Raw genomic sequence first — 17,943 nt, 5'->3', positions numbered from 1 at the left:
GGACTTCAGGACTCCTGGGTGACGGAGACGAGCACGGCCGCGGCCGGCCCCTCGCCTTCGATCTTTACGGGGTAAACGGGAACGGGCTGGGTCGCCGGCAGCCCGGACGGCTTGCCGGTGCGCAGGTCGAAAGCCGACCCGTGCAGCCAGCACTCGATGGCGCAGTTGTCGACCTCGCCCTCGGAGAGGGAGACGTTCGCGTGCGAGCAGATGTCGTTGATCGCGAACACCTCGCCCTCGGTGCGCACCAGCGAGACCGGTGTGCCGTCGATCTCCACCCGCTTCGGGGTGTCCTCCTCCAGCTCGGCCAGCTTCGCTGCCTCGACGAAGGCACTCATGCGACAGACGCCTCCAACTCGGCGTCGATCTTGGCGATGAGCCGCTCCTGGAGATCGGGCAGGCCGATCTGCTGGACCAGCTCGGCGAAGAAGCCGCGGACGACCAGGCGCCGGGCCTCGTCCGCCGAGATACCGCGCGACATCAGGTAGAAGAGCTGCTCGTCCTCGAAGCGGCCGGTCGCCGAAGCATGGCCCGCGCCGACGATCTCGCCGGTCTCGATCTCCAGGTTGGGGACCGAATCGACGCGTGCGCCGTCGGTGAGCACGAGGTTGCGGTTCAACTCGTAGGTGTCGGTGCCCGCGGCGTCCTTGCGGATGATCACGTCACCGATCCACACCGCATGCGCGTCCGCGCCCTGGAGCGCGCCCTTGTAGGCGACGTTGCTGCGGCAGTTGGGGGTGTCGTGGTCCACCAGCAGACGGTGCTCCTGGTGCTGGCCGTTGTCGGTGAAGAACAGGCCGTACAGCTCGGCCTCACCGCCGGGGCCGGTGTAGCTGACGCGCGGGTTCAGCCGTACGAGGTCCCCGCCGAAGGTCACCACCACGGACTTGAAGGTGGCGTCCCGGCCGACCAGCGCGTTGTGCTGGGAGCAGTGGACGGCCGTGTCGTCCCAGTCCTGCACGGAGACGACGGTCAGCTTGGCGCCGTCGCCCAGTACGAACTCGACGTTGGCGCTGCGCACCGTGTCGCCGGTGTGGTCGATGACGATGACCGCCTCGGCGAACTGCTTCAGCTCGAACACCGTGTGCCCGTACGTCACTCCGCCCTGGCCGTGCAGGCCGACGCGGATCGGCTCGTCCAGCACCGCCTCCTTCGGCACGGTCACCACGGTGGCCCGCTCGAAGGAGCTGTACGCCTGTGCGGCGACCCGGTCGATCGGGGCGCCCGCGCGGCCGAGTCGGGCGTCCTCGCGGCCGACCGACTCGACGGTGACCTCGTCCGGGGCCGAAATCTCGGCCTTGACGCTGCCGGACGCCTCGGCTGAGCCGTCGTGCAGCCCCTTCAGGCGGTCCAGCGGAGTGAAGCGCCACTCCTCTTCGCGGCCGTGCGGCACCGGGAAGTCCGCCACGTCGAAGGACGGAGCGGCGCTCATCCGGGTGGCGACGGTGGACTCGCCGGCCACCGCGATCGATCCGGAGGTGTTGGCACCCGCCGGTGGGTTCTGAGCCTCAGCCATGGCTGTCGTCGTGCTCACTTTCTGCCTGTCGGTTCGGTGGGGAGGGCTGGGCGCCGGGCGCCCGGTACGGGGCCGGTCAGCCGACCGAACCCTCCATCTGGAGCTCGATCAGCCGGTTGAGTTCCAGCGCGTACTCCATGGGCAGCTCCTTGGCGATCGGCTCGACGAAGCCGCGCACGATCATCGCCATCGCCTCGTCCTCGGCCATGCCCCGGCTCATCAGGTAGAAGAGCTGGTCGTCGCTGACCTTGGAGACGGTCGCCTCGTGGCCCATCGTCACGTCGTCCTCGCGGACGTCGACGTAGGGGTAGGTGTCGGAGCGGGAGACGGTGTCGACCAGCAACGCGTCGCACAGCACGTTGGACTTGGAGCCCGACGCGCCCTCGCCGATCTCGATCAGACCGCGGTAGGAGGTACGACCGCCGCCCCGCGCCACCGACTTGGAGACGATGTTGGAGGAGGTGTTGGGCGCCATGTGCACCATCTTGGCGCCGGCGTCCTGGTGCTGGCCCTCGCCCGCGAAGGCGACCGAGAGGGTCTCGCCCTTGGCGTGCTCCCCCATCAGGTAGATGGCCGGGTACTTCATGGTGACCTTGGAGCCGATGTTGCCGTCGACCCACTCCATGGTCGCGCCCTCATAGGCCACGGCACGCTTGGTGACCAGGTTGTAGACGTTGTTCGACCAGTTCTGGATGGTCGTGTAGCGGCAGCGTCCGCCCTTCTTGACGATGATCTCGACGACCGCGGAGTGCAGCGAGTCCGAGTCGTAGATCGGGGCGGTGCAGCCCTCGACGTAGTGGACGTAGGCGTCCTCGTCGACGATGATCAGCGTCCGCTCGAACTGGCCCATGTTCTCGGTGTTGATCCGGAAGTAGGCCTGGAGCGGGATGTCGACGTGCACGCCCGGCGGGACGTAGATGAACGAACCGCCCGACCACACCGCGGTGTTCAACGCGGCGAACTTGTTGTCGCCGGCCGGGATGACCGTGCCGAAGTGCTCCTGGAAGAGCTCCGGGTGCTCCTTGAGCGCAGTGTCGGTGTCCAGGAAGAGAACGCCCTGGGCCTCCAGGTCCTCGCGGATCTGGTGGTAGACGACCTCGGACTCGTACTGGGCGGCGACACCGGCGACCAGGCGCTGCTTCTCCGCCTCTGGGATGCCGAGCTTGTCGTAGGTGTTCTTGATGTCCTCGGGCAGGTCCTCCCAGCTCTGGGCCTGCTTCTCCGTGGACCGCACGAAGTACTTGATGTTGTCGAAGTCGATTCCGCTGAGGTCCGAGCCCCAGCTCGGCATCGGCTTCTTGCCGAAGAGCTTCAGGCCCTTGAGCCGCATCTTCAGCATCCAGTCCACCTCGGACTTCTTCCCCGAGATGTCGCGGACGACGTCCTCGGACAGTCCTCGCTTGGCGGTGGCGCCCGCCGCGTCGGAGTCGGACCAGCCGTACTCGTAGTTGCCCAGCCCCTCCAGTTCGGGGTGAGCAGTCTCCGTGGGGAGAGTCATACGGGGTTCCTCCCGGCTGTGCTTTCGGATGCGGTTGCGTGCTGCTGTTGCTCTGGCTCGTGCGGTGGTGGCTCGGGCGATCTCGCCGCGTGCGGCACGTAGGTGGTGCACACCCCGTCGCCGTGCGCGATGGTGGCCAGGCGCTGGACATGTGTCCCGAGCAGGCGGGAGAAGATCTCGGTCTCCGCCTCGCACAGCTGCGGGAACTGCTCCGCGGCATGAGCCACCGGGCAGTGGTGCTGACAGAGCTGCTCACCGGCGGAAGCGGGCGCACTGCGCGCGGTGGCAGCGTACCCGTCCTCGCTGAGCGCCTCGGCCAGCACCTGTGCCCTCTCCTGCGGTGCGGCCCCCTCGACCCGCTCGCGGTAACGCTCGACCTGGGACTCCACCCAGGCCCTTGCGAACGCGGCCACTGCGGCCTGACCCGGATCGCCGCCGCCGGCGGCACGCGCAATCCAGCGCATGGCGTCGGTGGCGAGCTCGTCGTAGGCCTGGTCGAAGGCGTCCCGGCCGCTCTCGGTGAGCGCGAAGACCTTGGCCGGCCGGCCCCGGCCCCGGGCGCCGTACACCCGCTGCGCCCGCGGCTCGACCACGCGATCGGCCACCAGGGCGTCCAGATGACGGCGGACCGCCGCCTGGGTCAGCTCCAGCCGCTCGGCCAGCTCCGCCGCAGTGGACGGACCGTGGTCGAGGATGGAACGAGCCACCCTGTTACGGGTGCCCTGCTGCTCGTCGGGTGCCGAGGTGGCACCGACGCCCCCGGCGACCGGGCCGGTCGCCGGGCGCTCAGCAGGACCCGTGTTTTTCACAACGCCATTGTTGCGTAATTAGAAGAGTCGCGGCAAGCCGCCCTTGTGACCCGCACGAATGGGGTGCATCACGTAAGGCAAGCCTTACCCGGCATGCCCGGCACTGCCGGACCGCGGCGCCCGCGGACCGGCCAACCCCGCGCGGCACCGGCCCCGGGCGGCTCCCTAGACTCGACCGCATGCACGCAACCGCGGCTGTCGAGGTCGCAGGACTGGTGAAGCGGTACGGACGCAGCACGGCGGTCGACGGTCTCGACCTCACCGTGGAGCGCGGCTCCGTCACCGCCGTACTCGGCCCGAACGGCGCCGGGAAGACCACCACCGTCGAGGTCTGCGAGGGCTACCGCAGACCCGACGCCGGGCAGGTACGGGTCCTCGGACTCGACCCGCTCGCCGACGCGGCCGAACTGCGACCGCGGATCGGCGTGATGCTGCAGAGCGGCGGGATCTACCCAGGAGTCCGCGCGATGGAGATGCTTCGGCACATCGCGAGCCTGCACGCACACCCCCTCGACACGGACGCGCTCGCCGAACGCCTTGGCCTCGGCTCCTGCGGGCGCACCCCCTACCGCCGGCTCTCCGGGGGCCAGCAGCAGCGCCTCTCACTGGCCATGGCCGTCGTCGGCAGACCCGAGCTGGTCTTCCTCGACGAACCCACCGCCGGCCTGGACCCCCAGGCACGGCGGGCGACCTGGGAGCTGGTGCGCGAACTCCGCGCGGACGGTGTGACCGTCCTGCTGACCACCCACTTCATGGACGAGGCCGAGGAGCTGGCCGACCGGGTCGCGATCGTGGACGCGGGCCGGGTCATCGCCCACGACGAGCCCGCGGCGCTGTGCCGCGGCAACGCGCGGAACACCCTGCGCTTCGAGGGCCGCCCGGGGCTGGACCTGGAGTCCCTGCTCACCGCGCTGCCACCGGACTGCAAGGCGGTCGAACCGGCCCCCGGTAGCTACCTGATCACCGGCGAGGTGAAGCCCCAGCTGCTCGCCACGGTCACCGCCTGGTGCGCCCAGAACGGAGTCCTGCCGGACCGCATCGCGGTCGAACGGCACACGCTGGAGGACGTCTTCCTCGAGCTGACAGGCAAGGAGCTGCGCGGGTGAGTGCCACCGAGACCGGCAACTGGACCCCCCGCCCCGGCGCCGCACCGCTGCCCCGCATGGTCGCGGTCCAGGCCGCCCTGGAGACCCGGATGCTGCTGCGCCACGGCGAACAGCTGCTGCTCACCGTAATCATTCCGACGCTGCTGCTGGTGCTCTTCAGCGCCGTGGACATCGTCGACACGGGAGAGGGCGAGCGGGTCGACTTCCTGGCCCCGGGAGTGCTCGCCCTCGCGGTGCTCTCCACAGCCTTCACCGGCCAGGCCATCTCCACCGGCTTCGAGCGGCGGTACGGCGTACTGAAGCGGCTCGCCGCCACACCGCTGCCGCGCTGGGGCCTGATGTGCGCCAAGACCTGCTCGGTTCTGGTGATCGAGGTGCTTCAGGTGGCGCTGCTGGTCGGCGTCGCCCTGGCGCTGGGCTGGTCGCCCGCCGGCGGGGCCGCCGGCGCGGTCGCGGTCCTCCTGCTGCTGCTCGCGGGCACCGCGGCGTTCTCCGGACTCGGTCTGCTGATGGCCGGAACGCTGCGGGCCGAGGCCACCCTGGCCGCGGCGAATCTGGTCTTCGTCCTGCTGCTGGTCTGCGGCGGCGTCGTCGTACCGCTCGACCGCTTCCCCGGGGGCGTGCAGGCGGTGCTGGAGCTGCTTCCCATCTCCGCCCTCTCCGAGGGCCTGCGGGCCGTGCTCCAAGAGGGCACCGCACTCCCCTGGGCCGAGCTGGGCGTACTCGGCGCATGGGCCGTGCTGGCGCTCGGTCTGGCTGCCCGCTTCTTCCGCTGGGAGTGACCGCCGGGCGCTCCGGGAGGCTCGCTCTCAGCTTGGAGGAGCCTCTGCGCCCTCCGCGGTCACCACTCACCGGGCTCCGTACTCCCGAGGGCCGGAGCCCCCGGGGAGTACGGCACGGCGCCGAGACCGCGCCGACGTCAGGAGGAGATCGGCGGACGGAGGTCGGCGGGCAACTCCCGCGCCGCCGCCCGGTCCAGCAGCCACAGTGTGCGGTCGCGCCCGGACGCACCGGCCGCCGGCGCCTGCAGCTCACCCGCTCCGGAGAGGCTGAGCGCCGCCGCTCCCGCCTTGTCCTCGCCGGCCGCCAGCAACCACACCTCCCGCGCACCGCGAACTGCGGGCAGCGTCAGGGAGATCCGGGTGGGCGGCGGCTTGGGCGCGCCTCGTACACCCACCGCGAACCGCTCGGTCTCCCGCACGGCGGGCGACTCGGGGAAGAGCGAGGCGATGTGCGCGTCCGGCCCGACGCCGAGCAGCAGCACGTCGAACCCGGGCGTCGCCAGGCCGGCCGGGGCCGCATCGGCCAACTCCGCGGCGTACGCGGCGGCGGCCGACTCGACGTCCGCGCCGTGCGGGCCGTCCGGACCCGGCATCGAGTGCACCCGGGCGGGGTCCAGCGGCACGCTGTCCAGCAACGCGGCACGGGCCTGGGTGTCGTTGCGGTCGGGGTCGCCCGAGGGCAGATAGCGCTCGTCGCCCCACCACAGGTCCAGCCGCGACCAGTCGACCGCGTCCCTGCCCGGGGAGGCAGCGAGCGCGGCGAGCACGCCGTTCCCGTTCCGGCCGCCGGTCAGGACAACGGAGGCGGTGCCGCCCTCGCTCTGCGCCGTGACGAGTGTGGTCACCAGCCGGGCCGCGGTGGTCGCGGCCATGTCCTCCTTGGAGGGGTGGACGACCACCTGGGGCTCGGGCCTGCCGGTCATGAGCCGGCCTCCTTCCGCCCGCGCCCCGCGGCGCCGGCTGCCTTTCCGCGCCCGCTCTCCCCCGCGCTGCTCTTCCCGCTGCGCGCGGCACGGGGTGGGGTCCGGGCCTCGCCACGGTCCTGCGCGCCCGCCTCCGTGCCGGTCTGCCCGCCCGCCCCGGCTCCGGTCTCCGCCCCGGCTCCGGTCTCCGTGCCGACGGGGCCGGACGTCGCCGGCGGTGCGGGGCCCAGTCTGCCGAGGCCGAAGCAGACCGCCTCCTGGTACGTCTCGTCCGGATCGAGCCTGCGCAGCTCCTCGGCGATCAGCTCCGCCGTCGTACGCCGGTGCAGGGCGACATGGCGGTCCGGCTGGCCCGGAACCGCCAGCTCGGCGAGCCGCTCGTCCGGCCGGTCCAGGCAGATCTGGCCCTCCGGGGTGCCCAGCCGCACCGCGGTGATGCCCGGGCCGTCGGACACCACCCGGTCCACCGGCACCCCGAGTCTCGCGGCTAGCCAGAGAGCCAGCAGCTCGGTGCTGGGGTTGTACGCCTCGCCCTCCACGACGGCCGCGCTGATCGGGCCGTGCTTCTGGTCCAGAGCCGCGGCCAGCACACTGCGCCAGGGCGTCACTCTGGTCCACGCCAGGTCGGTGTCGCCCGGGGCGTACGTCTCGGCGCGCACCTCCAGCGCGGCGACCGGGTCCTCGCTGGCCGCCGCATCGGTGATACGGCGCTGAGCGAGCGTGCCGAGCAGGTCCTCGGCAGGATTGACCGGGGCGTCCTCCGGCCACCAGACGACCACAGGGGCGTCCGGCAGCAGCAGCGGCAGCACCACGCTGTAGGCGTGCGCGGCCAACTCGCCGTGCAGGCGCAGCAGTACGGTCTCGCCGGTGCCGGTCTCGCCGCCCATCCGCACCTCGGCGTCGAGCTGAGCACGGGCGCGGGCGCGCGGTGAGCGACCGGGGCGGCGGATGACCACGAGGATTCGGGAGGGGTGCTCCTTGGACGCGTCGCTCGCCGCCCGCAGCGCGTCGTAGTGGTTGCCCTCGTCGGTCACGATGACCAGCGTGAGCACCATGCCGACGGCCGGGAAGCCGGCGGCACGGCGGGTCCGCACCAGAGCCGCGTTGATCTGGCTCGATGTGGTGTCGGTGAGATTGGTGTTCATGGCCGGCGCCAGCTCCTACCGTCACGCGCGAGCATCTCGTCGGCGGCCTTCGGCCCCCAGGTCCCGGCCACGTACGGCTCCGGCCTGCCGTGGGTGTCCCAGTACTCCTCGACCGGGTCGAGGATCTCCCAGGACCGCTCGACCTCCTGGTGGCGCGGGAAGAGGTTGGAATCGCCGAGCAGCACGTCCAGAATCAGCCGCTCGTACGCCTCGGGACTGGACTCGGTGAAGGATTCGCCGTACGCGAAGTCCATGGTGACGTCCCGGATCTCCATGGAGGTGCCGGGCACCTTGGAGCCGAAGCGGATCGTCACACCCTCGTCCGGCTGCACCCGGATGACCAGTGCGTTCTGGCCCAGCTCCTGGGTGTCGGTGGCGTTGAAGGGCGAGTAGGGAGCGCGCTGGAAGACCACCGCGATCTCGGTGACCCGCCTGCCGAGCCGCTTGCCGGTGCGCAGATAAAACGGCACCCCCGCCCAGCGGCGGTTGTCGATCTCCAGCTTGATCGCCGCGAAGGTGTCGGTCTTGGAGCGCGGATCGATGCCCTCCTCGTCGAGATAGCCGGGCACCTTCTCACCGCCCTGCCAGCCCGCCGTGTACTGGCCGCGCACGGTGTGGCGGCCGAGGTCCTCGGGCAGCCGCACGGCACGCAGCACCTTCAGCTTCTCCAGGAGCAGCGCCTTGGCATCGAAGGAGGACGGCTCCTCCATGGCGGTCAGGGCGAGCAGCTGGAGCAGGTGGTTCTGGATGACGTCCCGGGCGGAGCCGATGCCGTCGTAGTAGCCGGCCCGACCGCCGATGCCGATGTCCTCGGCCATGGTGATCTGCACGTGGTCCACGTAGGACCTGTTCCACAGGGGCTCGAACATCGTGTTGGCGAACCGCAGCGCCAGGATGTTCTGGACGGTCTCCTTGCCCAGGTAGTGGTCGATCCGGAAGACCTGGCTGGCGCGGAAGACGCCGTAGACGACCTGGTTCAGCTCCTGGGCGCTCTTGAGATCGTGGCCGAAGGGCTTTTCGACCACGGCCCTGCGCCAGGAGCCCTCGGGTGCGTCCGAGAGCCCGTGCTTCTTGAGCTGCTGCACGACGGTGGGGAAGAACTTGGGCGGCACGGAGAGGTAGAACGCGAAGTTCCCCCCGGTGCCGCGCTCCTTGTCCAGAGCCTCGATGGTGTCGCGCAGCCGGTCGAACGCCTCGTCGTCGTCGAAGACACCCGGAACGAAGCGCATCCCCTGGGCCAGCTGCTCCCAGACTTCCGACCGGAAGGGGGTGCGCGCATGCTCCTCGACCGCTTCGCGCACCACCTCGGCGAAGTCCTCGTGCTCCCAGTCCCGGCGGGCGAACCCGACGAGGGAGAAGCCCGGTGGGAGCAGCCCGCGGTTGGCCAGGTCGTAGACCGCGGGCATCAGCTTCTTGCGGGAGAGGTCGCCGGTGACGCCGAAGATCACCAGGCCCGACGGCCCCGCGATGCGCGGGAGCCGTCGGTCCTGGGCGTCACGCAGCGGGTTGGCGTCGTCGACGCCGGATTCGCCGCTCAACTGTGTCAGCGCTCCTCGGGGGCGAGGCGGTTGAGTTCCTTCTCGGTGGAGGCCAGGAGGCTTTTCCACGGCTCCTCGAACTTCGCGACGGCCTGCTCCTCCAGGAGCTGGACCACCTCGTCGTAGGAGATGCCGAACTTCTCCAGTGCGTCCAGGTCGGCCCGGGACTGCTCGTAGGTGCCGTGCACGGTGTCGCCGGTGATCTCGCCGTGGTCCTCGGTCGCATCCAGCGTGCCCTCCGGCATGGTGTTGACCGTGCCGCGCACGACCAGCTCCGTGACGTAGAGGGTGTCCGGGTACGCCGGGTCCTTCACGCCCGTGGACGCCCACAGCGGGCGCTGGGCGTTGGCGTTCTTGGTGGCGAGCGCCTGCCAGCGCGGCGAGGCGACGACCTCCTCGTACGCCTGGTACGCGAGGCGGGCGTTGGCGAGGGCTGCCTTGCCGCGCAGCGACTTGGCCTCCTCCGTGCCCAGCTCGTCGAGCCGCCTGTCGACCTCGGCGTCGACCCGGGAGACGAAGAAGGAGGCGACCGAGTGGATCTGGGAGACGTCCAGCCCCTTGGCGTCGGCCTTCTCCAGACCCGCCAGGTAGGCGTCCATCACCTCGCGGTAGCGCTCCAGCGAGAAGATCAGCGTGACGTTGACGCTGATGCCGTTCGCGATCACCTCGGTGATCGCGGGCAGGCCGGCCCTGGTCGCGGGGATCTTGACCAGCGTGTTCGGACGGTCGACCAGCCAGGCCAGCTGGCGGGCCTCGGCGACCGTGGCGGCGGTGTTGTGCGCCAGGCGGGGGTCGACCTCGATGGAGACCCGACCGTCCCGGCCGCCGGTCGCCTCGTGGACCGGGCGCAGGATGTCGGCGGCGTCGCGCACGTCGGCGGTCGTCACCATCCGTACGGCTTCCTCCGTGCCGACGCGGCGCACGGCCAGGTCGGTCAGCTGCTGCTCGTACCCCTCGCCCGCCGAGATCGCCTTCTGGAAGATCGCCGGATTGGTGGTGACACCGACGACGTTCTTCTGGTCGATGAGCTCGGCGAGGTTGCCCGACGTGATGCGCTCGCGCGACAGGTCGTCGAGCCAGATCGCGACGCCTTCCTCCGAGAGGCGGCCCAGTGCGTCTGTCATGGGAAATGCATCTCCTACGTAGCGTGTGTGTACGTCAGCGCCGAGCGGCGGCGAGTGATTCCCGGGCCGCGGCGACGACCGCCTGCGAGGTGAGCCCGAACTCCTCGAACAGTTTCAGGTAGTCGGCCGAGGCACCGAAGTGCTCCAGCGAGACGAGCCGACCGGAGTCGCCCAGGTAGCGGTACCAGCTCTGCCCGACGCCGGCCTCGACCGCGACCCTGGCCCGGACCGAGGGGGGCAGCACCGAGTCGCGCCACTGCTGGTCCTGCTCCTGGAACCATTCCATGCAGGGCACCGAGACGACTCGGGTCGGCACGCCGGCCGCCTCCAGCTCCTCGCGGGCCTCCACAGCGAGCTGCACCTCGGAGCCGGTCGCCAGCAGCACCACCTGCGGGTCGCCCCCGCCGGCCTCGCGCAGCACGTAACCGCCCCTGGCGGCCTCGGGGTTGGCCTCGTACGTCGGGACGTTCTGCCGGGTGAGCGCGATGCCGTGCGGGGCCGGCCGGTCGGAGTGCCGACGCAGGATCTCGGCCCAGACGGTGGCCGTCTCGTTGGCGTCGGCAGGGCGGACGACGTTCAGGCCGGGAATCGTGCGGAGCGCGGAGAGGTGCTCCACCGGCTGGTGGGTGGGGCCGTCCTCGCCGAGGCCGATGGAGTCGTGCGTCCACACGTAGGTGACCGGGGTGCGCATCAGCGCGGCGAGCCGCACCGCGGGGCGCATGTAGTCGGAGAACACCAGGAAGGTGCCGCCGTAGATCCGGGTGTTGCCGTGCAGGGCGACGCCGTTCATCACCGAGCCCATGGCGTGCTCGCGGATGCCGTAGTGGACGGTGCGGCCGTACGGGTCGGCCTCCGGCAGTGCGTTGCCCACCGGGAGGAACGAGGTGTTCTCGATGGTGGTGTTGTTGGAGCCGGCGAGGTCGGCGGAGCCGCCCCACAGCTCGGGCAGCACCGGGCCGAGCGCCTTGAGCACCGCACCGCTCGCCTTGCGGGTGGCGACGTCCTTGCCGGCCTCGAAGGAGGGGAGCTGCTCCTCCCATCCCTGCGGCAGCTCGCCGGCGCTGATCCGGTCGAACTCGGCGGCACGCACGGCGTTCGCGCCGCGCCAGGCAGCGAGCTCCTTCTCCCACGCCTCGCGCGCCTCCCGCCCGCGGTCGAGCGCGGTACGGGTGTGGGCGATGACGGCGTCGTCCACCTGGAAGCTCTGCTCCGGGTCGAAGCCGAGAACGCGCTTGGTTTCGGCGACCTCCTCGGCGCCGAGCGCGGAGCCGTGCGCGGCCTCGGTGTTCTGGGCGTTCGGCGCGGGCCAGGCGATGATCGAGCGAGCGGCGATCAGCGAGGGCCGGCCCGTCTCGGCCTGTGCCGCGACCAGCGCGCGGTGGAGGCCCTCGGGGTCGAGGTCGCCGTTCCCCTGCTGCTCGACGCGCTGGACGTGCCAGCCGTACGCCTCGTAGCGGGCGAGGGTGTCCTCGGAGACGGCGGTCTCGGTGTCGCCCTCGATGGAAATGTGGTTGTCGTCCCAGAGCATGACGAGGTTGCCGAGCTTCTGGTGGCCGGCGAGCGAGGAGGCTTCGGCGGCCACGCCCTCCTGGAGGCAGCCGTCGCCGGCGAACACCCAGATGGTGTGGTCGAAGGGGGACTCGCCCTCGACGGCCTCGGGGTCGAAGAGCCCGCGCTCGTAACGTGCCGCCATGGCCATGCCGACGGCGTTGCCGATGCCCTGGCCGAGCGGGCCGGTGGTCGTCTCCACGCCCGTGGTGTGACCGACTTCCGGGTGGCCCGGGGTCTTGCTGTCCCAGGTGCGGAAGGACTTGAGGTCCTCCAGCTCCAGTCCGTAACCGGCGAGGTAGAGCTGGATGTAGAGGGTGAGGCTCGAGTGGCCGACGGACAGGACGAACCGGTCCCGGCCGGTCCAGTCGGCCACCGCCGGGTCGTGGCGCATGACCTTCTGGAAGAGGACGTGTGCGGCGGGCGCGAGACTCATCGCGGTGCCGGGGTGTCCGTTGCCCACCTTCTGCACGGCATCCATCGCCAGGATCCGGGCGGTGTCGACGGCGCGCTGGTCCAATTCGGTCCAGTCGAACGCCCGCGCGTCCGACTCGGTCTCTGTGATGGTCGGCTTGATGCTCACCCTGGCTCAGGGCTCCTCTCACACAAACGAAAAGCCGGCGGCCTTCTCCTTCACCCGGCGCACTCGAGCCTACCCCCGCGCCGGGGCGGCGGTGCCCGGCGTTCGTACCGTGGTACGGGCGTGCTGAGCACGCCGTTCGGGCCGCTCTCCGCGGCGATCCGGGCGCGGTCGGCGACACCGTCATCGAGTACGGCCGCCTCCGGGGGACGCCGCTCCCCCGACCCCGACGCTCGATCGTGTACGAATTCCGGGGCGTACCTCCGCCATGGAAGGGGCGCACCGCCGCGGCGGACCGGGCGTACCTCTGCGGCGCGGACGGCATTCGGCGCGAGGGGCCGCGGCGCGAAGTGCGGAAGGGGCCGGCACGGGGCGGAGACGCACCCCGTCGTCCCCGACCGGCAGGTCCTCCGTCCACCGTCCGGTCCGGGTCGGCGGCGACCGCGCACCCGGCCGCGCGCACCGGTCGGTGTACGGGGCCGGCACCCAGCGGTTCGCCGCACGGGTTGCCCGGCGGGCGGGCCTCCGCGCCGCTGCGGACGGTTCCGCGCGGAACCGCCAACCCGACCACCCCGGCGCCGAGTCGGGTATGGCGTGCGTCTAAAGTGGCGTGGTATGCGCGAGTCCTGCGGGGACGGAACCCCCGGGTGCTCGACGGTTTCTCGCGGCGCCTGCCGCGGATGTCACTTGATTCAGGGGTGTTCGTGACGGACGTCGAATCCCGTCCCGCGGGAGTGATCGCTGCGGGGCCGGCACCAGCGGCCCACCGGCCCTCGCTGATGGCAAAGGTCAAGGCGTACGTCGCGCTCACCAAGCCCCGCATCATCGAGCTGCTGCTCATCACCACGGTCCCGGTGATGTTCCTGGCGGCGCAGGGTGTGCCCGACCTGTGGCTGGTGCTGGTGACCTGCGTCGGCGGCTACCTCTCCGCCGGCGGCGCCAACGCTCTGAACATGTACATCGACCGGGACATCGACGCGCTCATGACCAGGACCGCCCAGCGGCCGCTGGTCACCGGGGTGCTGACGCCTCGCCAGGGTCTGGTCTTCGGACTGACCCTCGCGGTTGTGTCCACCCTGTGGTTCGGCCTGCTGGTCAACTGGCTCTCCGCGGCGCTCGCGCTCGGCGCGCTGCTGTTCTACGTGCTCGTCTACACGATGCTGCTCAAGCGCCGCACCTCGCAGAACATCATCTGGGGCGGGATCGCCGGCTGCATGCCGGTGCTGATCGGCTGGTCCTCGGTCACCAACGAGGTCAGCTGGGCCGCCGTGGTCCTCTTCATGGTCATCTTCTTCTGGACGCCGCCGCACTACTGGCCGCTGTCGATGAAGGTCAAGGAGGACTACGCCCGGGTGGGCGTGCCGATGCTGCCTGTCATCGCCTCCAACCGCGTGGTCGCCCGGCAGATCGTCCTCTACAGCTGGGTCATGGTCGCGGTGTCGCTGACCCTGTGGCCGCTGGGCTACGTGGGCTGGTTCTACACCGCCGTCGCGCTCGCCGCGGGCGGTTGGTGGCTCTGGGAGGCGCACGCCCTGCAGAACAGGGCGAAGGCCGGGGCGGCGGGCGCCAAGCTCAAGGAGATGCGCCTCTTCCACTGGTCGATCACCTACGTCTCGCTGATCTTCGTCGCGGTGGCGATCGATCCGTTCGTACGCTGATCCGCCTGCTCTCCGGAGCTTCCGGCTCCGCCGACTCCACGGCCCCTCGCCCTTCGCGCGAGGGGCCGTTCGTGTCCCCCGGACGCGCACGTCCCGGTCCGTACGCGCCCCCGGGGCCTGTGCGGGCTGCCGGGCCGGAGGGCGCCGTACGCCGACCGGAGTGGCGCAAACCACCCGCAGGCACGTCGCCGGATGATCTACCCACGGGTAGCATCAGCGCATGGCAGAGACGAAGCAGGCTGACGAGAGCCGGAGCCGCGCGAGCCGTACCAAGGCGGATCGCCAGGCGGCCCGACTGGCCAAGCAGATCGACGCGTTCGCCAGGAGTCACGGCGGCAGCGCGGAAGGACAGGTCTCCTACCTCGGCCAGCGGGGTGCCCGGATCGTCCTGGTCGGCGAGAACGGCGAATGGGGCGACCTGGTGGCCACCAGCCACGAGATCGCCGTGCAGGCCGTGGAGCGCGCCGGCATCACCGTCCACAAGGACTTCGACGGTGCCTTCGCCGCCCGGGTGCGGACCGGCCCGTACGAGTGGTCCCGGATGGCCGGGATGCAGATCGGCGGCCCCGACAACGACTGAGCAGCACAGACGGAGAACAGGGGCGTCTCCGCCGGGCCTCCGGCGGACACGCCCCTGCTGCGTTTCGTCAGCCGCTCACGCCGAGGCGGGCTCCGGCTCCGCCGTCCGGTCCGCCGGGCCGTCGGCCGCGGGTGCCGCCGGGGCCGCGCCGCGCTCGCGGAGCGAGAACAGCACTCGTACCACCGCGATCCACACCAGGGTCGAGCCGAGCAGATGGACACCGACCAGCAGCTCCGGGGAGTCCAGGAAGTACTGCGCATATCCCACCAGGACCTGCGAGGCGAGCACCACCAGCAGCTCCGCGGTGCGGGCCCGCGGGCCGCGCGGTGCGTCGACCACGCGCAGCAGCGCCCACAGCGCGACGGCCAGCGCCACCACGAGCCAGGCGAACGCCGAGTGGACCCGGGTGATCAGCTCCCAGTCGATCGGGATGCGCGGCACGTCGCTGCTGTCCCCCGCGTGCTGCCCGGCGCCGGTGACCACCGTGCCCACCACGATCAGCGCCACCGCCGCCGCGGTCATCCCGACGGCCAGCTGCCGCACCCGGGGACCGACCAGCGGACGCGGGGGCTCGTCGCCCTCGCGCGCCCGCTCCCAGGTCACCAGCGTCACCGTGATCAGCGAGGTGGCGAGGAGGAAGTGGCCGGCAACGGTGTACGGGTTGAGACCGGTCAGCACCGTGATGCCGCCGACGACCGCGTTCGCCATCACGATCCAGAACTGCGCCCAGGCGAGGCGGGTCAGGCCGGTACGACGGGGTTTGACGCTGCGCGCCGCGATGATCGCCCAGCCGACGGCCGCACAGAGCACGTAGGTGAGCATCCGGTTGCCGAACTCGATCGCCCCGTGCAGACCCATCTCCTGAGTGGCGAAGAGGCTGTCGTCGGTGCATTTGGGCCAGGTGTCGCAACCCAGCCCGGAACCGGTCAGACGCACCGCGCCACCGGTCACCACGATCACCACGCTCATCCCCACGGCGGCGAGGGTGGCCCGCGCGAGAATGCGCGGGGAGGGGGTCCAACGCGCGGCGATGCACGCGAGCGGGTTGCGTACCAGAGCAGACATCTTCGACACGGGCCCATCGTAGAACCGCGCTTGTGCGCGCTTTCACGAGGGGTGCCCAACGGTGTGCCCGCCACGCACCCGAGGGCGTGGCGGGCAGCACGTCCGTACGAACCCGGGCGGGGCGCGCCCCGGCGCCGTGTCGGACAGGGGCAGTGGGCGCGGGCGGGCCGGGGCGGAGAGCCCCGTCCGGTCAGCCGGCGGACCGGACGGGCAGCCTGGCCGTCCGGTCAGCGTCCGCGGAACTTCCGGTAGCGGTCCACCAGGGCGCTCGTGGAGGAGTCCAGACCCGCAACCCGGTCGCCGTCGGTCAGGGCGGGCTCCAGCCGTTTGGCCAGTACCTTGCCGAGCTCCACGCCCCACTGGTCGAAGGAGTCGATGCCCCAGATCGCACCCTGCACGAACACCTTGTGCTCGTAGAGCGCCACCAGCTGGCCGAGTACGGACGGGGTGAGGCTGCCTGCGAGCACAGTGGTGGTCGGGCGGTCGCCGGGGAAGGTGCGGTGCGGCACCAGCTCCTCCGGCACGCCCTCGGCGCGCACCTCCTCGGGGGTCTTGCCGAAGGCGAGGGCCTGGCCCTGTGCGAAGAGGTTGGCCATCAGCAGATCGTGCTGGTCGCGCAGGGCGCCCAGCTCCTCGACCGGTTCGGCGAAGCCGATCAGGTCCGCGGGGATCAACCGGGTGCCCTGGTGCAGCAGTTGGAAGTACGCGTGCTGGCCGTTGGTGCCCGGGGTGCCCCACACCACGGGGCCGGTGTGCCAGTCGACGGGACGGCCCTCCCGGTCGACCCGCTTGCCGTTGGACTCCATGTCCAGCTGCTGCAGGTAGGCGGTGAACCGCGAGAGGTAGTGCGAGTAGGGCAGCACGGCGTGCGCGTGCGCGTCGTAGAACCGCCCGTACCAGACGCCGAGCAGGGCCAGCAGCATCGGCGCGTTCTCGGCGGGCGGCGCGGTGCGGAAGTGCTCGTCCATCAGCCGGAAGCCGTCGAGCATCTCCCGGAACCGGGCGGGTCCGATCGCCACCATCAACGACAGGCCGATCGCGGAGTCGTAGGAGTAGCGTCCGCCGACCCAGTCCCAGAACTCGAACATGTTGGCCGTGTCGATGCCGAAGTCCGACACCTGCTCGGCGTTGGTCGACACCGCGACGAAGTGCCCGGCCACCGCCTCCTCACCGGCGCCGAGACCGTCGAGAAGCCAACCGCGCGCCGCCTTGGCGTTGGTGAGGGTCTCGATGGTGGTGAAGGTCTTCGAGGCGACGATGAACAGTGTCTGCGCGGGGTCCAGATCGCGTACGGCCTCGTGCAGGTCCGCACCGTCGACGTTGGAGACGAAGCGGAAGTCCAACTCGCGTGCGCTGTAGGGGCGCAGCACCTCCTGCGCCATGGCCGGGCCGAGGTCCGAGCCCCCGATGCCGATGTTGACCACGGTGCGAATGCGCTGCCCGGTGTGCCCGACCCACTCCCCCGCCCGTACCCGGTTCGCGAACTCGGCCATCCGGTCGAGGACTTGGTGGACAGCCGGTACGACGTCGACCCCGTCAACCTGGATGACCTCGCCACGCGGGGCGCGCAGCGCGGTGTGCAGCACCGCGCGGTTCTCCGTGTTGTTGATCCGCTCGCCGCGGAACATCGCGTCGCGCAGCTCGGCGACGCCGGTGGCCTTCGCCAGCGCCGTCAGCCGCCGCAGGGTCTCGTCGGTGACCAGGTGCTTGGAGTAGTCGAGATGGAGGTCTCCGACCTCCAGCGAGAAGCGGTCTGCGCGGCCCGGGTCGGTCGCGAAGAGCTCCCGCAGCCCCACCTCGCCCAGCACCGCACGGTGGTCTGCCAGTGCGGCCCACTCCGGCAGCCGGTCGAGCCGCTCGCGGTCGGCCGCGTCGTGTGCGTTCATCAGAGAATCCAGCTCATTCCTCGTGTGCGTACCCCGCCGCGGCCCAACCTAATGGAGAACGAACCCGGCCGCGCGCTCCCGAGGGGAGGCACGGCCGGGGTGTTCAACAGGGGTTCGCCGGGACGCCGTCGCGCGGACATCCGGGGCGCACGCCGGGCACGACTCCCGCGCAGGGGCGGGGAGTT

The 17,943-nt window shown here is 71.1% G+C and carries 15 protein-coding genes; 4 read left to right on the top strand and 11 right to left on the bottom strand.

Annotated elements, in window-relative coordinates; translation table 11 throughout:
- Positions 1 to 5: 5 nt before the first annotated feature.
- The 4 genes from JGS22_RS19150 to JGS22_RS19135 all read right to left on the bottom strand — a co-directional run bounded on the left by JGS22_RS19150 (position 6) and on the right by JGS22_RS19135 (position 3,823).
- On the bottom strand, positions 6 to 338 hold the full coding sequence (locus tag JGS22_RS19150; RefSeq protein WP_211038817.1) for a non-heme iron oxygenase ferredoxin subunit: 333 nt from the start codon (positions 336 to 338) through the stop codon (positions 6 to 8).
- Complete coding sequence (gene sufD, locus JGS22_RS19145) at positions 335 to 1,516, bottom strand: Fe-S cluster assembly protein SufD (RefSeq protein WP_211038816.1); 1,182 nt, start codon at positions 1,514 to 1,516, stop codon at positions 335 to 337. Before sufD ends, JGS22_RS19150 begins: the two co-directional genes overlap by 4 nt.
- 76 nt (positions 1,517 to 1,592) lie before the next feature.
- A complete protein-coding gene (sufB, locus tag JGS22_RS19140; protein ID WP_211038815.1) occupies positions 1,593 to 3,014 on the bottom strand; it encodes a Fe-S cluster assembly protein SufB in 1,422 nt (473 codons plus the stop codon).
- Positions 3,011 to 3,823 (bottom strand): helix-turn-helix transcriptional regulator, encoded by an 813-nt coding sequence (locus tag JGS22_RS19135; protein WP_211038813.1) that lies wholly within the window; start codon positions 3,821 to 3,823, stop codon positions 3,011 to 3,013. Before JGS22_RS19135 ends, sufB begins: the two co-directional genes overlap by 4 nt.
- Positions 3,824 to 4,002: 179 nt before the next feature.
- Between JGS22_RS19135 and JGS22_RS19130 the strand changes: the two genes are divergently transcribed.
- Positions 4,003 to 4,929, top strand: coding sequence for an ABC transporter ATP-binding protein (locus JGS22_RS19130; RefSeq protein WP_211038811.1), 927 nt, complete (start codon positions 4,003 to 4,005; stop codon positions 4,927 to 4,929).
- 56 nt (positions 4,930 to 4,985) lie between these two features.
- Positions 4,986 to 5,711, top strand: coding sequence for an ABC transporter permease (locus JGS22_RS19125; RefSeq protein WP_211038889.1), 726 nt, complete (start codon positions 4,986 to 4,988; stop codon positions 5,709 to 5,711).
- A 137-nt stretch (positions 5,712 to 5,848) separates the two neighbouring features.
- Here the strand turns inward: JGS22_RS19125 and pgl are convergent, their stop codons facing one another.
- From pgl to tkt, 5 genes are read right to left on the bottom strand one after another with little or no spacing between them, the layout of a single operon-like run.
- A complete protein-coding gene (gene pgl / locus JGS22_RS19120; RefSeq protein ID WP_211038809.1) occupies positions 5,849 to 6,634 on the bottom strand; it encodes a 6-phosphogluconolactonase in 786 nt (261 codons plus the stop codon).
- Positions 6,631 to 7,779, bottom strand: coding sequence for a glucose-6-phosphate dehydrogenase assembly protein OpcA (gene opcA, locus JGS22_RS19115; protein WP_211038807.1), 1,149 nt, complete (start codon positions 7,777 to 7,779; stop codon positions 6,631 to 6,633). Before opcA ends, pgl begins: the two co-directional genes overlap by 4 nt.
- Positions 7,776 to 9,326, bottom strand: coding sequence for a glucose-6-phosphate dehydrogenase (zwf, locus tag JGS22_RS19110; RefSeq protein ID WP_372454323.1), 1,551 nt, complete (start codon positions 9,324 to 9,326; stop codon positions 7,776 to 7,778). Before zwf ends, opcA begins: the two co-directional genes overlap by 4 nt.
- Positions 9,323 to 10,441 carry a transaldolase gene (tal, locus tag JGS22_RS19105; protein WP_211038803.1) on the bottom strand — a complete coding sequence of 373 codons (1,119 nt, stop codon included), beginning with the start codon at positions 10,439 to 10,441 and terminating at the stop codon, positions 9,323 to 9,325. The genes zwf and tal overlap by 4 nt, the downstream gene beginning before the upstream one ends.
- A 34-nt stretch (positions 10,442 to 10,475) precedes the next feature.
- Positions 10,476 to 12,572, bottom strand: a complete 2,097-nt coding sequence (tkt, locus tag JGS22_RS19100) for a transketolase (protein WP_211038801.1) — start codon at positions 12,570 to 12,572, stop codon at positions 10,476 to 10,478.
- A gap of 701 nt (positions 12,573 to 13,273) precedes the next feature.
- On the opposite strand from tkt, the gene JGS22_RS19095 reads away from it, so the two are divergent.
- Positions 13,274 to 14,227: a heme o synthase gene (locus tag JGS22_RS19095; RefSeq protein ID WP_211038799.1), complete on the top strand. Its 954-nt coding sequence runs from the start codon at positions 13,274 to 13,276 to the stop codon at positions 14,225 to 14,227.
- 220 nt (positions 14,228 to 14,447) lie between these two features.
- Positions 14,448 to 14,807: a hypothetical protein gene (locus JGS22_RS19090; protein ID WP_211038797.1), complete on the top strand. Its 360-nt coding sequence runs from the start codon at positions 14,448 to 14,450 to the stop codon at positions 14,805 to 14,807.
- Positions 14,808 to 14,882: 75 nt separating this feature from the next.
- Here the strand turns inward: JGS22_RS19090 and JGS22_RS19085 are convergent, their stop codons facing one another.
- Both JGS22_RS19085 and pgi read right to left on the bottom strand, forming a co-directional pair.
- On the bottom strand, positions 14,883 to 15,872 hold the full coding sequence (locus tag JGS22_RS19085; RefSeq protein WP_211038888.1) for a COX15/CtaA family protein: 990 nt from the start codon (positions 15,870 to 15,872) through the stop codon (positions 14,883 to 14,885).
- Positions 15,873 to 16,099: 227 nt separating this feature from the next.
- Positions 16,100 to 17,758 carry a glucose-6-phosphate isomerase gene (gene pgi / locus JGS22_RS19080; protein WP_211038796.1) on the bottom strand — a complete coding sequence of 553 codons (1,659 nt, stop codon included), beginning with the start codon at positions 17,756 to 17,758 and terminating at the stop codon, positions 16,100 to 16,102.
- Positions 17,759 to 17,943 lie beyond the last annotated feature (185 nt).

Origin of the sequence: Streptomyces tardus, from assembly GCF_018101125.2 — a bacterium.
GTDB classification, from domain to species: domain Bacteria; phylum Actinomycetota; class Actinomycetes; order Streptomycetales; family Streptomycetaceae; genus Streptomyces; species Streptomyces tardus.
The sequence above is the reverse complement of the archived record's forward strand: the minus strand, read 5'-3'. Positions and strand labels throughout refer to the sequence as shown.

Excerpts from the sequence above, each read along its gene's own strand:
- sufD (WP_211038816.1), bottom strand. The coding sequence starts at position 1,516 with ATGGCTGAGGCTCAGAACCCACCGGCGGGTGCCAACACCTCCGGATCG.
- JGS22_RS19090 (WP_211038797.1), top strand. The coding sequence starts at position 14,448 with ATGGCAGAGACGAAGCAGGCTGACGAGAGCCGGAGCCGCGCGAGCCGT.
- pgl (WP_211038809.1), bottom strand. The coding sequence starts at position 6,634 with ATGACCGGCAGGCCCGAGCCCCAGGTGGTCGTCCACCCCTCCAAGGAG.
- opcA (WP_211038807.1), bottom strand. The coding sequence starts at position 7,779 with ATGAACACCAATCTCACCGACACCACATCGAGCCAGATCAACGCGGCT.
- JGS22_RS19085 (WP_211038888.1), bottom strand. The coding sequence starts at position 15,872 with ATGTCTGCTCTGGTACGCAACCCGCTCGCGTGCATCGCCGCGCGTTGG.
- JGS22_RS19125 (WP_211038889.1), top strand. The coding sequence starts at position 4,986 with ATGGTCGCGGTCCAGGCCGCCCTGGAGACCCGGATGCTGCTGCGCCAC.
- JGS22_RS19130 (WP_211038811.1), top strand. The coding sequence starts at position 4,003 with ATGCACGCAACCGCGGCTGTCGAGGTCGCAGGACTGGTGAAGCGGTAC.
- JGS22_RS19150 (WP_211038817.1), bottom strand. The coding sequence starts at position 338 with ATGAGTGCCTTCGTCGAGGCAGCGAAGCTGGCCGAGCTGGAGGAGGAC.
- tal (WP_211038803.1), bottom strand. The coding sequence starts at position 10,441 with ATGACAGACGCACTGGGCCGCCTCTCGGAGGAAGGCGTCGCGATCTGG.
- sufB (WP_211038815.1), bottom strand. The coding sequence starts at position 3,014 with ATGACTCTCCCCACGGAGACTGCTCACCCCGAACTGGAGGGGCTGGGC.
- pgi (WP_211038796.1), bottom strand. The coding sequence starts at position 17,758 with ATGAACGCACACGACGCGGCCGACCGCGAGCGGCTCGACCGGCTGCCG.